This is a genomic window from Telluria sp. GW821-FHT07G12, from assembly GCF_059418525.1.
This window is the reverse complement of record NZ_JBWKQA010000004.1, coordinates 33,278-49,315: the sequence shown is the minus strand read 5'-3', so window position 1 is coordinate 49,315 and position 16,038 is coordinate 33,278. Positions and strand designations below refer to the sequence as shown.

Here is a 16,038-nt window from a genome sequence, read left to right as displayed (position 1 = left end):
GAAATGAAGCGTACATTGAAGGTTGGTTTGATGTTTCCATTGAAATTGTTAGCCGGCGCAAGTATTGCTGCCTCCACCCTGTTGCCGTTCCACCTCGCGCAGGCCCAGTCGGCCTCGCCGGCAGCACCTGCCGCGCCCGCTGCAACGGCGCCTGCAACAGCGCTGCCGCAAGCCGTTACTGACGCTGCCCGCGAGCAAGACGCGCTTTTCCTGCAACTGCGCGAAGCCGCGCGCCAGAACGACGCCACCAAGGCGGCCGAGCTCGCAGGGCGCCTGCCCGGCTACGCAATTCCCTCGTATGTCGACTATTATCGTCTCAAACCGCGTCTGAAGGACGCGACGAACGAGGAAGTCCTGGATTTCCTGAAGCGCTACGAAGGCAGCGCGATCGCCGACCGTCTGCGCAACGACTGGCTGCTCGAGCTCGGCCGCAAGCGCGACTGGGCCAATTTCGACCGCGAGCTGCCGCAGTTCGTCAAGAACGACGATTACCAGGTCCGCTGCTACGCACTGCTGTCGCGCGCCGTGAAAGGGCAGAACGTCAGCGCCGATGCACGCGCCCTGCTCGATAATCCGCCGATGTACGGCGAAGCCTGCGCCGCCCTGGTCGCCCAGCTGGCCCAGTCCGGCCAGTTCACGAAGGAAGACCTGCTGGCCCAGCTGCGCCTGGCCGGCGAGATGCACGCCACCGGGCCCTCGCGCCGCACCGCGCTGCTGCTGGGCGCCTCCGACACCCGCGCCGCCCAGGCGGTCGACTTTCCGGCGCTGGCGATGGCGCGCGGCATCGGCAGCTCGCGCGCCGAGCACGAGATCTACCTGGTCGCGATCGGCCGCATGGCGCGGACCAGCCTGAAGCTGGCGACCGTCGCCCTGAACAAGAACGCGCCCAAGCTGTCCGCCGAGGAAAAGGCGATCGGCTGGTCGAATATTGCCCTGGCCGCTTCTCTGGTGCTGGCGCCGGACGCCTACGATTACTGGCAGCGCGCCGCCGGCGCCCCGCTGTCCGAGAGCCAGGCCGAGTGGAAGACCCGGATCGCGCTGCGCCGCGGCGACTGGAAGATGGTGCGCGCCACCATCGAAGCGATGCCGGCCGACTTGCGCGCCCAGCCGGCCTGGACCTACTGGCTGGGCCGCGCCGATGCCGCGCAGGGCAAGAAGGAAGATGCGCAAGCCCTGTTCCGCCGCATCGCCGACCAGAACAATTTCTATGGCCAGCTGGCGCTGGAGGAAGTCGGCCAGCAGATCACGATCCCGCCCAGCGCCCTGGCGCAAACCGCGCCCACCGCGGCCGAGATGGCGCAGATGGCCGCCAACCCCGGTTTTAAACGCGCGCTGAAATTCTTCTCTCTGCGCCTACGCTTCGAGGGCACGCGCGAGTGGAACTGGACCCTGCGCGACTTTTCCGACCGCCAGCTGCTGGTGGCGGCCGAGTACGCGCGCCAGAACGAGATCCTGGACCGCATGGTCAACACCTCGGAGCGCACCCGCACCGAGTTCGACTACAGCCAGCGCTTCCCGGCCCCGCACAACGACATCCTGCACCCGACCGCGCAAGGGCTGGGCCTGGACCAGGCCTGGGTCTACGGCCTGATCCGCCAGGAATCGCGCTTCATTTCCGATGCCCAGTCCGGCGTCGGCGCGTCCGGCCTGATGCAGGTGATGCCGTCGACCGGTAAATGGGTGGCGGAAAAGATCGGCATGAGCGATTACGGCCACGGCATGCTGAGCGATATCCGCACCAATATCCTGCTTGGCACCAATTACCTGAACATGGTGCTGAACAATGCCGAGGGCTCGCAGGTGCTGGCGACTGCCTCCTACAACGCCGGCCCGGGCCGCACCCGCACCTGGCGCGGCCTGCTCAACGCGCCGATGGAAGGCGCGGTCTTCGTCGAAACCATTCCTTTCGAGGAAACGCGCAACTACGTGCGCAATGTGATGTCGAACGCAACGAACTACGCCGCATTGTTCGAGAAGCGTCCGCAGTCGCTCAAGGCCCGTCTGGGGACGATCACGCCGCGCGGGAGTACGATCGGACTGCCATGAGCGGCCTGCCCTAGGAGTTCCCCATGCGCCCGCTGTCGATAGTGTTGTTCGGAGGAACGGGATTCATCGGCAGCCACCTCGCAGCGCGCCTCAGCGAGCGCGACGTGAGCATGGTCGCCGTCACGCGCCACGAGGCGCACGCCATGCACCTGATGCCGCTGGGCGTCGACATCGTCCAAGCCAATATCCACGACGATGCCGCCTTGCAGCGCCTGGTGGCGGGCAAGGATGCCGTCGTCAACCTGGTCGGCATCCTGCATTCGCAGCGCGGCTCTCCCTACGGGCCGCAATTCCGTGAGGTCCACGTCGAGTTGCCGCGCCGCATCGCCGCCGCCTGCGCCGCCGGCGGCGTGCCGCGCTTGCTGCACATGAGCGCGCTGGGCGCGGACCGCGACGGCCCCTCGATGTACCAGCGCTCGAAGGCCGACGGCGAACTGGCGGCCGCCAGCCAAACATCGGTGGCGGCGACGATCTTCCGGCCTTCGGTGGTGTTCGGACCGGAAGACAATTTCCTGAACATGTTTGCGCGCCTGCAGCGCCATCTCCCCGTGGTGCCGCTGGCTTGCGCGAATGCCCGCTTCCAGCCGGTCTACGTCGGCGACGTTGCCGATGCTTTCATACACGCGCTGTTCGCGCCGGAATGCCGGAACAAGACCTACGAGCTGGGCGGCCCGGCCGTCTACACCCTGGCCGAGCTGGTGCGCCTCAGCGGGCGCTATTCCGGCCATCCGCGTCCAATCGTCCCCATGCCCGATGGGCTGGCGCGGGTGCAGGCGGCCTTCTTCGAACACCTGCCCGGTACGCCGCTGATCACGCGCGACAATCTGGATTCCATGAAGGTCGATAATGTTGTCAATCCGTCCAAACAGGTCTTGACAGCGGAGGCGCTCGATATCAAGCTCACGGCGCTCGAGTCCGTCGCGCCGGCTTACCTGGCGCCGACCGGGCAGCTCGACGAGCTGCGCTCGCGGGCGCGTCATGCGCATCCCCATCCGAAATAGAAAGAGACCATGCAGACTATCGAACTCGACCCGACGCTTTCGCAAACCCTCGACATGGCGCGCCAGGCAGGCCTGACCCTCGTCATCGGCAACAAGAACTATTCGTCGTGGTCGATGCGCCCATGGGTGGCGGCGGTAGCGTCCGGAATCCCGTTCACCGAAGTCCGCGTGCTGCTCGACCAGCCCGATACCGCCACCAACATCGCGCGCTTTTCGCACGCTGGCCGCGTGCCCGTGCTGCTGGCCGGCGAGATGACGATCTGGGACAGCCTCGCCATTTGCGAATACCTTGCCGAGCAGTTCCCTGAAAAGCACCTGTGGCCGCAGGACGTGGCGGCGCGCGCGATGGCGCGTTCGGTGGTCGCCGAGATGCATTCCGGCTTCGTCGACCTGCGCACGGCGATGACGATGAACATCAAAGCGCGCCTGCCGGGCCGCGGCCGTACGCCAGGCGCCCAGGCCGACATCGGCCGCATCTGCGAGATCTGGGAAGAGTGCCTGTCGCGCTTCGGCCACCACCGCTTCCTGTTCGGCGACTTTTCCATCGCCGACGCCTTCTACGCGCCGGTGGTGATGCGTTTCAAAACCTATGGCGTGGCGCTGGCGCCGGCCCTGCAAGCCTACTGCGACCGCATGCTGGCCCATCCGGCCGTGGCGCGCTGGGTCGAGGAAGCGATGCGCGAGACCGAAGTCGCCGGCATCCACGAAGACGAGCTGCCGGACTGATGGCAATGCAGGCTTACGTGGTCGGCGGCGCCGTGCGCGATGAATTGCTGGGGCTGCCGGTGCAGGACCATGACTGGGTCGTGGTCGGCGCCACGCCCGAGCAGATGGTCGCGCAGGGTTTTCGTCCGGTCGGCAAGGATTTTCCGGTCTTCCTGCATCCGGACTCGCACGAGGAATACGCGCTGGCCCGCACCGAGCGCAAGACCGCGCCGGGTTACCACGGCTTCGTGTTCCACACCGATCCCGATGTAAAACTGGAAGACGACCTGATCCGCCGCGATCTGACCATCAACGCGATGGCGCGCGCCGAGGACGGGACCATCGTCGACCCCTATGGCGGGCGGCAGGATCTGCAGGACCGCATTTTCCGCCACGTGTCTGACGCCTTTGCCGAAGACCCGGTGCGGATCCTGCGCCTGGCCCGCTTTGCCGCGCGTTTCCCGGAGTTCCGGGTGGCCGACACCACGAATGCACTGATGCGCAGGATGGCCGAGGAGGGCGAGGTCGATGCCCTGGTGGCCGAGCGCGTCTGGCAGGAATTGTCGCGCGGGCTGATGGAGCAAAAGCCCTCGCGCATGTTCGACGTACTGCGCGACTGCGGCGCCTTGTCTCGCATCCTGCCGGAACTCGACGCCAATGATCGTTTGATGCTGGCGATCGACCACGCCGCCGCGCACGGCGCCGAGCTGGCGGTGCGCTTTGCCGTCCTCATGCACGCGCTGGGCCAGGACGCGATCGCGGACCTTGCCAAACGCCTGCGTGTGCCGGTCGACTGCCGCGACCTGGCTGTCATGACGGCGCGCGAGCGTGCGCTGATCGGCCGCGCGCCGGAGCTCGATCCGGAAGCCATCGTCAGCCTGTTCGAACGCAGCGACGGCTTCCGCAAGCCGGAACGTTTTGCGCAGATGCTGCAGGCGGCCGAGTACGCGTCGCTCGGCCAGGAAACGCATGCGCGGCGCCTGCTGAAGGCGCTGACGGCGGCGCGCGGGGTGAATGCGGGAGAGATTGCGGGACGTTGCGCCGACGACAAGGCGCGGATTCCGGCAGCGGTCTATGCGGCGCGGGTCGCGGCCGTGGCCGCAGCTTGCACACCCTAGAAGCCGGCCTCGGCAGCTGCCTGCTCAATCCGCTACAATGCACCCCCATGCAGGACAAGCCCCTCCGCCGCTGGCTGAACAACCTGATCGGCAAACACGGCCGCCAGCCGGTCCTCGTCAAAGCCTTGAGCGAACGCGACCGCCGGCGCGTGCTGCGGCATTTCATGGCGCTCGACAACAGCGATCGCCTGCTGCGCTTCGGCACCCAGTTGCCGGACGAGCAGGTGAGCAATTACGTCGCCAAGCTCGACTTTGCGAACGACATCGTCTTCGGCGTCTACAACCGGCTGTTCCAGCTGGTCGGCGTCGGCCACCTGGCCTTCACCTCGAAGGAAGCGCACCCGGACAGCATCCACTACACGGACAAGGAAAAAGTGGCCGAGTTCGGCGTGTCGGTGTCGAAATCGGCGCGCGGGCTGGGCGTCGGCACGCGGCTGTTCGAGCGCGCGGCCATCCACTGCCGCAACGTCGACGTCGACACCTTGTACATGCAGTGCCTGTCCTCGAACCGCACCATGATGCACATCGCCAAAAAGGCCGGCATGGAGATTCAGCGCGAATATGGCGAGGCCGACGCCCACCTGCACTTGCCGCCGCCCAGCCCCTCGAGCGTGCTGGCCGAGGCGCTGGAAGAGCAGGTCGCCAAGATCGACTACGCCGTCAAGCGCAATGCGCGCATGGCCTTGAAGTGGTTCGCGCCTAAAAAATAGGCAGTCAGACGATCGGCAGCGCCGTCGTTTCCTTGATTTTCTGCAGGGCAAAGCTGGACTTCACGTCCAGCACCGCCGGGTGACGCAGCAGCGTGCCCATCATGAAGCGCGAGAAGTGGTCCATGTCTTCCACGTGGACGCGCAGCAGGAAATCCATCTCTCCCGTCATCGCATAGCAGTCGACGACTTCCGGCCAGGCCGACACGGCCTGGGCGAACTCGAAGCGCGGCGAGGTTGCCGGCACGCGCGCGTTGGGCGCGCCTTCCGCGTGCTTTTCCAATCGTACATTTACGTAGGCCAACAGGCCCAGTCCCAGCTTGTCCGCATCGAGCAGCGCCACGTATTGGCGGATCACCCCGGCTTCCTCGAGCCGTTTGATACGGCGCAGGCAGGGCGATGGCGACAGGTTGACCTTCTCGGCCACATCCTGGTTGGACAGGCGCCCGTCGGCCTGCAGGATGGCCAGGATCTTCCGGTCGGTTTTATCCAGCTCGATTTTTGACATGACTCCCTCGTTCTCCAATATTCCCGCAATTTTATTGCGCAAATCCATGGAGTGGGGGAATCGTTTGAAATTTTATGGCCGCGGCTCGCGCATATACTGGGCACCATCCCGACGCGGGCCCATCACGGAGAACACCGCGCGCACAAAGACATCACTGGAGACACAATGAACGCACCCCTGGACCGCACCCAGCTGGAACCGGCGCAGCCGTCGCACGAGATCACCCTCGACGACAAATGGACGCTGCAGCGCGGCCGCGCCTTCATGACCGGCACCCAGGCCCTGATCCGCCTGCCGATGATGCAGCACGAGCGCGACGTCGCTGCCGGCCTGAACACTGCCGGCTACATCACCGGCTACCGCGGCTCGCCCGTCACCTCGGTCGACCAGACCGCCATGAAGGCGAAAAAGCACCTGCAAGCCCACAACGTTCACTTCCACCCGGGCATGAACGAAGACCTGGCGGCCACCGCCGTCTGGGGCACCCAGCAGACCAATCTGTTCGAAAACGCCAAGTACGACGGCGTGTTCGCCATGTGGTACGGCAAGGGCCCGGGCGTGGACCGCTGCGGCGACGTGTTCAAGCACGGCAATAACGCCGGCTCCGCCAAGCATGGCGGCGTGCTGGTGCTGGCCGGCGACGACCACGCCGCCAAATCTTCGTCCACCGCCCACCAGTCCGACCACATCCTGCACCACGTCGGCATGCCGGTGCTGTTCCCGTCCTCGGTCCAGGAATACATCGACTACGGCCTGCACGCCTGGGCGATGAGCCGCTACAGCGGCCTGTGGGTGTCGATGAAGTGCGTGACCGACATCATCGAATCCGGCGCCGTGGTCGACCTCGACCCGGACCGCGTGCAGCCCGTCATCCCGACCGACTTCGAGATGCCGCCGGGCGGCCTGAACATTCGCTGGCCGGACGCCGTGCTGGACCAGGAAGTGCGGATGAACAACTACAAGTGGTACGCGGCCCTGGCCTATGCGCGCGCCAACAAGTTGAACAACATCATCTGGGACAGCCCGAAGCCGAAGATCGGCATCATCACCGCGGGTAAAAGCTACCTGGACACGCGCCAGGCGCTGGCCGACCTCGGCATCGACGAGCAGGCGGCGGCCGACATCGGCTTGCGCGTCTATAAAGTCGGCATGACCTGGCCGCTGGATTCGGTCGGCGTGCACGAGTTCGCGCAGGGCCTGGACGAGATCATCGTCGTCGAAGAAAAGCGCCAGGTGCTGGAATACGCGCTGAAGGAAGAGCTGTACAACCTGCCGGACGGCGAGCGTCCGCGCGTGGTCGGCAAGTTCGACGACAGCGGCGAATGGGATATCAAGAACCGCTCCGGCCAGGGCGACTGGCTGCTGCCAGGCACCTACGAGCTGAATCCGGCCCAGATCGCGCGCGCCATTGCGTCGCGCATCGGCCACTACTGCGCCGGCCACCCGGTGGCGGAGCGCGTCAAGCAGCGCATCGCCTACCTGGAAGCCAAGGAAGCCGTGCTGAAGGCGATCCCGGTCAAGGCCAATCCGGAAACCGACCGCATTCCCTTCTTCTGCTCGGGCTGCCCGCACAACAGCTCGACCAAGGTGCCGGAAGGCTCGCGCGCGCTGGCCGGCATCGGCTGCCACTACATGGTCCTGTGGATGGACCGCGAGACCTCGACCTTCACCCACATGGGCGCCGAAGGCACGACCTGGATCGGCCAGGCCCCGTTCACCGACGAGAAGCACGTGTTCGCCAATCTCGGCGACGGCACCTATTTCCACTCGGGCGTGCTGGCGATCCGCGCCTCGGTCGCGGCCAAGGTCAACATCACTTATAAAATTCTGTACAACGACGCGGTCGCGATGACCGGCGGCCAGACCCACGACGGTCCGCTGGACCCGGCCAAGATCAGCCGCCAGCTGGCCGCCGAAGGCGTCAAACCCATCATCGTTGTCACCGACGAGCCGGAAAAATACCCGGCGGATTATCCGTGGGCCGAAGGCGTCACCGTGCGTCACCGTGCGGAACTGATGGACGTGCAGAAGGAACTGCGCGAGATGCCGGGCGTCTCGGCGATGATCTACGACCAGACCTGCGCCTCCGAAAAACGCCGCCGCCGCAAGAAGGGCGAATTCCCCGACCCGGCCAAGCGCGCCGTGATCAACGAAGCCGTCTGCGAAGGCTGCGGCGACTGCTCGAAGCAGTCGAACTGCCTGTCGGTCGAGCCGCTGGAGACGGAGCTGGGCCGCAAGCGCCAGATCAACCAGTCCTCGTGCAACAAGGACTTCTCGTGCACGACTGGTTTCTGCCCGAGTTTTGTCACCGTCGAAGGCGGCGGACTGAAGAAGCCCAAGAAGGCTGCATCGTCCGAAGCCGCGCCGCCTGCACTGCCGTCGCCGAGCATCCCGGCCACCATGGAACCCTTTGGCATCCTGGTGACCGGCATCGGCGGCACCGGTGTGGTGACCGTCGGCCAGATCCTGGCCGTCGCCGCCCACGTCGAGGGTAAAGGTGCGCTGGTGCTGGACATGAGCGGCCTGGCCCAGAAGGGCGGTCCGGTGATGTCGCACGTGCGCCTGGCGAACAAACAGGCAGACCTGCACTCGACCCGCGTCGGCACCGGCAGCGCGGACCTGGTGATCGGCTGCGACCAGATCGTCACCGCCAGCCGCGACGCCTTGTCGCGCATGGGCGAAGGCCGCACCCGCGCCTTCGTCAACAACAGCGGCGCGACGACGGCCGCCTTCATCAAGAACCCGGACTGGCAGTTCCCGGCCGAAGGATCGAAGGGCGCCATCGTGCAGGCCTGCGGCGCGGACAATGTCGATTTCGTCGACGCCGGCCAGATCGCGACCAGCCTGATGGGCGACGCCATCGCCACCAATATGTTCATGCTCGGCTACGCCTTCCAGAAGGGGCAGGTGCCGCTGCAGGAAGCCTCGATCATGAAGGCGATCGAGCTGAATGGCGTGTCGATCCCCTTCAACAAGGCCGCCTTCAACTGGGGCCGCACCGCCGCCCACGACCTGGCGTCCGTCACCAAACTGACGACCCCAGCCAAGGTGATCGAGTTCAAGCGCGCCCAGACCCTGGACGACCTGGTCAAGCGCCGTGTCGAACTGCTGACCGCTTACCAGAACGCTGGGTATGCCGCTCAGTACAAAGGGTTCGTGGACCAGGTCCGCGCCGCCGAAGAAAAGCTGGGTAAAGGTACGCGCCTGAGCGAAGCCGTGGCGCGCTACCTGCACAAGCTGATGGCCTACAAGGACGAGTACGAAGTCGCACGCCTGTACACCGACCCGGCGTTCATGGAAAAGGTGAATAACATGTTCGAAGGCGACGTGAAGCTGAAATTCCACCTGGCGCCGCCGCTGCTGGCCAAGACCGGCAAGGACGGACTCCCGGTCAAGCAGGAATTCGGCCCGTGGATGATGAAGGCCTTCGGCGTGCTGGCGAAATTGAAAGGCCTGCGCGGCACGGCCCTCGACGTGTTCGGCTATACCGGGGAGCGCAAGATGGAGCGTGCGCTGATAGTCGAGTACCGCCGCACGGTGGAAGCGCTGCTGCCCAAGCTGACGAACGAGAACCTGGCGCAGGCGGTGGCGATCGCCAGCATTCCGGAAGAGATCCGCGGCTACGGGCACGTGAAGGAGCGTCACCTGCAGGCGGCCAAGCGCAAGGAAGCCGAGCTGGTGGCGGCTTTCCATGCGGGTGGTACGGTGCCGCGCGCGGCGTAACGTCGTCATTCCCGCGGAAGCGGGAATCCATTCTGAATCGGCATAAGACGCTCAGTATGGATCCCCGCTTTCGCGAGGATGACGGCTCTCAGGCGAGCGGCTTTAAGCGCTTCCCATCCGCCCCAAACACGTGAATGCGCCCCTGCGGCGCTCCCAGCGATAACACCTGTCCTGTCTCCCAGGCCCGCTCCGGGTCCGCCCGCATCACCACCTGCTCGCCGCTTCCGGCAACGCTCGCATACAAATACGCCCCATCTCCCAGGTGTTCGACCGCGAACACGGTTGCCGGAATGCCGCCTGCGGCATCGGCCACCAGATGCTCCGGCCGGATTCCGACCGTCACCTTCTGCCCGCGCGCCGGCGCCGCCGCCAGCGTCACGCGCAATAAGGCCTGCGCGCCGGCCACCGCAATCGTCGCCTGGCGGCCGTCGCTCTCGCATACGTCGCCGTGTAGAAAATTCATGCTCGGCGCGCCCAGGAAGCCGGCCACGAACAGGTTGTCGGGTTCGTGGTAGAGCTGCAGCGGCGGGCCGACCTGCTCGATGCGGCCGGCATTGAACACCACGATGCGGTCGGCCAGGGTCATGGCTTCGACCTGGTCGTGGGTCACGTAGATCATGGTCGTCGCCAGGTCGCGGTGCAGCCTGGCGAGCTCGATGCGCATCTGCACGCGCAGCGCCGCGTCCAGGTTCGACAGCGGTTCGTCGAACAGGAATACCGAGGGCTGGCGCACGATGGCGCGGCCGATCGCCACGCGCTGGCGCTGGCCGCCGGACAGTTCCTTCGGACGGCGCTGCAGCAGCGGTTCGATGCGCAAGGCCTGGGCCGCTTTCATCACCGCGGCATCGATCTCGGCCTGCGGGCGCTTCGCCAAGGTCAGTGCGAAGGCCATGTTCTCGCGTACCGTCATGTGCGGATACAGGGCATAGCTCTGGAATACCATCGCCAGGCCGCGTTCGGCCGGCGGCACGCCGTTCATGCGCCGTCCGCCGATGTGGATATCGCCGCCGTCGACCTCGTCCAGGCCGCAGATCGCGCGCAGCAAGGTCGACTTGCCGCAGCCGGATGGGCCGACGAACACGATGAATTCGCCGTCCTCGATGGTGAGGTCGATCCCGTGCAGGATCGTGTTGGCGCCGAAGGACTTGCGCACGCCTGCCAGGTCGAGATTCGCCATCTGCGTTCGTCTCTCAGCCGGCGTGCAGGACGATCTCGACGCGATGGCGGCCGCGGCCGGCGCGCAGCGGCACCAGCGCTGCGCCGTCCTGCAGTGCCACCGGCGCGCCGTCGAGCGTCGCCGAGGACACCGCCGGGTTGCCGCCCGCACCGCTGTTGCTGGTCGCATTGACCACGCTGATCTCGTAGACCGTGACGCCGTCCGGCAGGCGGTAGCAGATCGTGAAGCCGGGCCAGGAGGACGGGATCACCGGCTTCATGCGGACCGTGTCGCCGCCTTGCAGGGTGAAGCCGAGCACCGATTCCAGCGCCACGCGGTACATCCAGCCGGCCGAGCCTGTGTACCAGGTCCAGCCGCCGCGGCCCACGTGCGGATCGGCGCCGTAGATGTCGGCGGCGATCACGTAGGGCTCGACCTGGTAGACGGCCACGTCTTCGGGGGTGGACGAGTGGCTCACGGGGCTGAGCATCTCCAGCACCTGCGCGGCGCGCTCGTTGCGCCCGGCCTCGGCCAGCGCGCGCACCGCCCAGCAGGCCGCGTGCGTGTACTGGCCGCCGTTCTCGCGCACGCCCGCCACATAGCCCTTGATGTAGCCCGGGTCCTGCGGCGTGTCCTGGAACGGCGGGGTCAACAAGCGCACCAGGCGCTCTTCATCCGACACCAGGTGCTGCTCCATTGCGTCCAGCGCCTGCGCCGCGCGCTCCTGCGGGGCGGCGCCCGAGATCACCGACCAGGCCTGGGCCAGGGCGTCGATCTTGCACTCGTCGCTGTCGCGCGAGCCCATCACCACGCCGTTGTCGTAATAGGCGCGGCGGTACCACTCGCCGTCCCAGCCGGCCTCGTTCAGGTCCAGCAGCAGCTGGTCGCGGTAGGCGCCGTAGCGGGCGATGCGTTCGCGGTCGCCGCGCCGTTCGCAGATCGGCAGGAAGTCCTCGATGATGCGGACCAGGAAGAAGCCCATCCACACGCTCTCGCCGCGGCCTTCGCGGCCGACGCGGTTCATGCCGTCGTTCCAGTCGCCGGTGCCCATCAGCGGCAGTCCGTGCGCGCCCCTGGTCAGCGAGCGGTCGAGCGCGCGGCAGCAATGCTCGTAGACGTCGGCCGAGACGCCGGCCTGTGTCGGCTGGAGGAAGACCTCGTCCTCGCCGTCTTCCAGCAGCGGCGCAGTGAGGAAGCCCTCGACTTCGTCCAGCACGCTCCAGTCGCCAGTGCTGTCGATGTAGAAGGCGGTGATGTAAGGCAGCCACAGTAAATCGTCGGCAAAGCGCGTGCGCAGGCCTTTTTCCAGCGGCGCCGGGTGCCACCAGTGCAGCACGTCGCCCTCGACGAACTGGTGGGCGGCGTGCAGGCGGATCTGGCGCCGGGTCAGCTGGGGCATCGTGTAGACCATGCCGCTCGAATCCTGCAGCTGGTCGCGGAAGCCGTAGGCGCCGCCGGACTGGTAGAAGGCGGAACGGCCCCAGATGCGGCAGGACAGGTTCTGGTAGACCAGCCAGCCGCCCATCATCAGGTCGAGCGCCGGCAGTGGCGTCGAGACCTCGACCGCGCCGGTGGCGCGGCGCCAGAACTCGCGGGTTTCATTCAGCGCGGCCTCGATGCTGCCGGCCGCGCGGTAGCGGCGCGCCAGCGCCAGTGCCGTCTCGCGCTGGGTGGTTTCGCCCAGCAGCACGGCGCATTCGACGGTGGCGCCCGGCGCGATGCGGATGCGCGCCTGGAATGCGGCGCAGGGATCGAGGCCGGCGCCGCAGCGGCCGTCCAGCGCGGGACGGCTGAGCGCCGCCGGCGCCGCAGTGCTGCCATGGGCGCCGAGGAAGGCGGCGCGGTCGGCGCTGAAGGTGCTGCTGTCGGCGCCGGGCGCGAGCAGGGTGGCGAAGGTGACGCCGTCGGCAAAGGGGCCGGCCATGCGGTTGGTGGCCAGCAGCACGCCGTCCTCGAATTCGGTGAGCACGTGGCGGCCGCTGTCGGCCGGGGTGCCGCCCAGGACCAGCTGCTGGTAGGAGAACAGGGAGACGGTACGCGCCTGCGCGCCGCGGTTGCGCAGGCGGATGCGCACGATCTTGAGTGGATCGTGGCGCGGCACGAACACCGTGCTTTCCTGCTCCAGGCCGTGGCTCGCATGGCGGAAGCTCGTGTAGCCGAAGCCGTGGGCGGCTTCGTAGTCGGCGCCGGCCGGCATCGGGCCGGGCAGCGGCGACCAGCAGGCGCCGTCGTCTTCATCGCGCAGGTACAGCGCCTCGCCATGCGGGTCGCAGACCGGGTCGTTGAACCAGGGCGTGAGCCGGTGTTCGCGGCTGTTGCGGCTCCAGGTGTAGCCGGCGCCGGTTTCGCTGACGATGACGCCCACCTGTTCGTTGGCGATCACATTGGTCCAGGGCAGGGGCGGGCGAGATAACTTGTCGCCGTCCCAATCCAGGCGCACCACGTATTCCTTGCCGTCCTTCGAGAAGCCGCCATTGCCGTTGAAGAAGCGCAGCGCTTCGCGTTCGGGGCGCAGGTCGGCGCCGCCTTGCGGGCGGGCGGCGGGCGCCGGCGCTGGGGCTGGTAACTGAGTTGGCGTAAAGCGCGGCAGGCCGCCGGACAGCACCCCGCGCGCGAGGCAGTCGATGCGGTCGAGATCCGTGCGCGGCACGCGGCCCGGGTCGAGCAGGGTGGCGAAGCCGGCGTCGCCGATCACAGCGGCCCAGTCTTCGCAGGCGCCGATCACGACCAGGTGCAGCGGCAGGGCCAGCGCCTGCCACCAGCGCGCCGCCGCCAGCAGGGCCGTCACGCTGGCGTCGCCGGCGCCGTTCGCGACCACCACGCACAAGGCCTGCGAAGCGGGCAGGCGGTAATCGGACAGGATCGCGGCGCTGCCATGGACGCGGCGCTGGACCACGGCCGGGGCCCGCAGCGCCGGCTCGCCGTAGAGCAGGGCGGCGCCCAGTTCCTCGGCGGCGCCGGCCTGCTGCGCGTCGACGCCGGCCTCGCGCATCAGCTGGCGGCGCCGTTCGGCGGCCATCTGTGCGACGGCGGCGGTGTCGCCGGCACGATCGGCCAGCGCCAGCGCGGCGGCACGGTCCGGCGCCACGCCCAATACATAGTGCAGTTGCGCGTCCGCGCCCGCATCGAGCTGGATGCTGCGGCGCAGGGCGAAGGCCGGGTCGAGCACATTGCCCGCGGTGCCGGACAGCGCTGCGCTGCCGCTCAGGGCCAGCGGCGCCGCCAGGCTGCCGCCGCGGCCGACGAAGCGCTTGCGGTCGGTTTCGAACTGCGCATCGCTGCCGCCGCGCACCGCCTGCACCAGCCACAGCGAGGCCGTCTCGTCGGCGCCGCGCGGACGGCGGCGCGCCAGCAGGGCGCCGCTGGCGGCATCGAGCTCGGTCTGCACGAACAGTTTCGAGAAGGCCGGGTGCGAGGCCTCGGCGGCGCGCGCGTTCAGCACGACTTCCAGGTAGCTGGTGACTTCGATGCGGCGTGCGCCCGCGCCGAGGTTGCGCAGCGAGAGCGTGCGCAGTTCGACGTCGCCGTCCGCCGCCACCGCGGTCTCGAGGCGGGCCTCGATGCCGTTCCAGGTGCAGGCGATCCAGGCCAGGCCGTCGTCGGCACCATGCGTGAACGTGGCGCCGGCTGGGGCCAGCGGGCGCATGCCGACCGACCAGAATTCGCCGCTGTCGAGATCGCGCAGGTAGATGAAGCTGCCGTCCGCGTCTTCCACCGGATCGCCTTGCCAGCGGCTGAGGGCGCTGCCGGCGAACTCGGCATAGCCGGTGCCGGCGGGTGTGATCAGGGTGGTGAAGCGGCCGTTGGACAACAGGCGGGCGCCGGCGGCCGGGCTGGGAATCATCGAAGTCATGGGGGGAGATGTGAATTGTAAACGGTTACATCCGGGCCATTCTACACAGTTTGCTTGTCTTTCCAACAGCTTTTCGTGCTGCGCCGCAGCAGTGTTTCACTCTGTGGACATCGAGAGAAAAATTATCCAAAAATAAAAATAATGCGGTAGAGTATAAAAATGTAACCGTTTACTTGACCTCTTTTACCTATGGCCGTAACCATCAAGGATGTTGCCAAGGCAGCCAACGTGTCGGTGGCCTCCGTGTCACGCGCGCTCAACGGCAGCAGCAGCGTCACCGAAGAAACCCGCAGGCTGGTGCTGGAAACGGCGCGGGCCCTGCGCTACGTGCCGCACAGCGGCGCGCGCAGCCTGTCGACCAGCCGCACCAACACCATCGGCGTGGTGCTGCCGGACCTGTATGGCGAATTCTTCTCGGAGCTGATCCGCGGGATCGACCTGGCGGCGCGGCGCCGCGGCCTGCACCTGCTGGTCTCGAGCTCGCACGGCGACGCCGCCGAGGCCGGCGCGGCGCTGCGTGCGATGAGCGGCCGCGTCGACGGCCTGATCGTGATGTCGCCGCACGTCGACGCCGGCTTCCTGGCGGCCAACCTGCCGGACACGCTGCCGATCGTCCTGCTGAACACCAGCGACGCCGGCCACCACTGTTCCTCGCTCAGCATCGACAACTACGGCGGCGCCGCGGCGATGGTGCAGCACCTGGTCGAGATGGGCCACCGCCGCATCCTGATGGTGACCGGTCCGGCCAACAACTTCGAGGCGGCGGAGCGCCTGCGCGGCTTCCGCGAAACGCTGGAACGCCTGGTGCCGGACCATGACCCCAACGACCTGTGCGTGCTGCATGGCGACTTCAGTGAGGAGTCGGGCTACCGCGCCGGGCACCAGCTGCAGTCGCTCAAGCGCCTGCCCGACGCCGTGTTCGCGGCCAATGACATGATGGCGATCGGCTGCATGTTCGCCCTCAACGAAGCCGGCCTGCGCGTGCCGCGCGACGTCGCCGTGGTCGGCTTCGACGATATCCCGACCGCGCGCTTCGTCACCCCGCCGCTCACCACGGTCCGCATCCGTATCTCCGAAATGGGCAGCCGCGCACTGGAGACGCTCGCCTTTCAGGTCGAGAACCCGGACAGTACCAAGCTTTCGAACCACGTCCTGCAGACCGAGCTGGTGGTAAGACGCTCCTGCGGTGGCAGAACCTGACAGATCCTCATCGCACACGTA

General features: G+C 67.2%; 10 protein-coding genes. 7 read left to right on the top strand and 3 right to left on the bottom strand.

Going from position 1 to position 16,038, the window contains the following annotated elements; genetic code table 11:
• Positions 1-30: 30 nt before the first annotated feature.
• Genes AC07PE_RS15995 through AC07PE_RS15975 form a run of 5 tightly spaced genes read left to right on the top strand, consistent with a single transcriptional unit; the run spans position 31 to position 5,580 of the window.
• Positions 31-2,046: a lytic transglycosylase domain-containing protein gene (locus tag AC07PE_RS15995; RefSeq protein ID WP_498766157.1), complete on the top strand. Its 2,016-nt coding sequence runs from the start codon at positions 31-33 to the stop codon at positions 2,044-2,046.
• Positions 2,047-2,069: 23 nt separating this feature from the next.
• Positions 2,070-3,047, top strand: coding sequence for a complex I NDUFA9 subunit family protein (locus AC07PE_RS15990; protein WP_498766155.1), 978 nt, complete (start codon positions 2,070-2,072; stop codon positions 3,045-3,047).
• A gap of 9 nt (positions 3,048-3,056) precedes the next feature.
• Entirely contained in the window at positions 3,057-3,773 is a 717-nt protein-coding gene (locus AC07PE_RS15985; protein WP_498766153.1) for a glutathione S-transferase family protein, read from the top strand.
• Between the two features lie 5 nt (positions 3,774-3,778).
• Entirely contained in the window at positions 3,779-4,870 is a 1,092-nt protein-coding gene (locus AC07PE_RS15980) for a multifunctional CCA addition/repair protein (RefSeq protein ID WP_498767118.1), read from the top strand.
• 47 nt (positions 4,871-4,917) lie between these two features.
• Positions 4,918-5,580, top strand: coding sequence for a GNAT family N-acetyltransferase (locus AC07PE_RS15975; protein ID WP_498766151.1), 663 nt, complete (start codon positions 4,918-4,920; stop codon positions 5,578-5,580).
• A 4-nt stretch (positions 5,581-5,584) separates the two neighbouring features.
• On the opposite strand, the gene AC07PE_RS15970 is transcribed toward AC07PE_RS15975, so the two are convergent.
• Positions 5,585-6,085, bottom strand: coding sequence for an Lrp/AsnC family transcriptional regulator (locus AC07PE_RS15970; protein ID WP_230025014.1), 501 nt, complete (start codon positions 6,083-6,085; stop codon positions 5,585-5,587).
• Positions 6,086-6,250: 165 nt separating this feature from the next.
• Here AC07PE_RS15970 and AC07PE_RS15965 point away from each other — a divergent pair, with 165 nt between their 5' ends.
• Positions 6,251-9,808 (top strand): indolepyruvate ferredoxin oxidoreductase family protein, encoded by a 3,558-nt coding sequence (locus tag AC07PE_RS15965; protein WP_498766149.1) that lies wholly within the window; start codon positions 6,251-6,253, stop codon positions 9,806-9,808.
• 88 nt (positions 9,809-9,896) lie between these two features.
• Here AC07PE_RS15965 and AC07PE_RS15960 read toward each other — a convergent pair whose 3' ends face one another.
• Together AC07PE_RS15960 and AC07PE_RS15955 are read right to left on the bottom strand one after the other, a co-directional pair.
• Positions 9,897-10,985: an ABC transporter ATP-binding protein gene (locus AC07PE_RS15960; RefSeq protein ID WP_498766147.1), complete on the bottom strand. Its 1,089-nt coding sequence runs from the start codon at positions 10,983-10,985 to the stop codon at positions 9,897-9,899.
• Between the two features lie 13 nt (positions 10,986-10,998).
• The gene (locus tag AC07PE_RS15955) at positions 10,999-14,817 is read right to left on the bottom strand and encodes a GH36-type glycosyl hydrolase domain-containing protein (protein WP_498766145.1); all 3,819 of its coding nucleotides are present in this window, start codon (positions 14,815-14,817) and stop codon (positions 10,999-11,001) included.
• Between the two features lie 189 nt (positions 14,818-15,006).
• Here AC07PE_RS15955 and AC07PE_RS15950 point away from each other — a divergent pair, with 189 nt between their 5' ends.
• Complete coding sequence (locus AC07PE_RS15950) at positions 15,007-16,017, top strand: LacI family DNA-binding transcriptional regulator (protein WP_498766143.1); 1,011 nt, start codon at positions 15,007-15,009, stop codon at positions 16,015-16,017.
• Positions 16,018-16,038 lie beyond the last annotated feature (21 nt).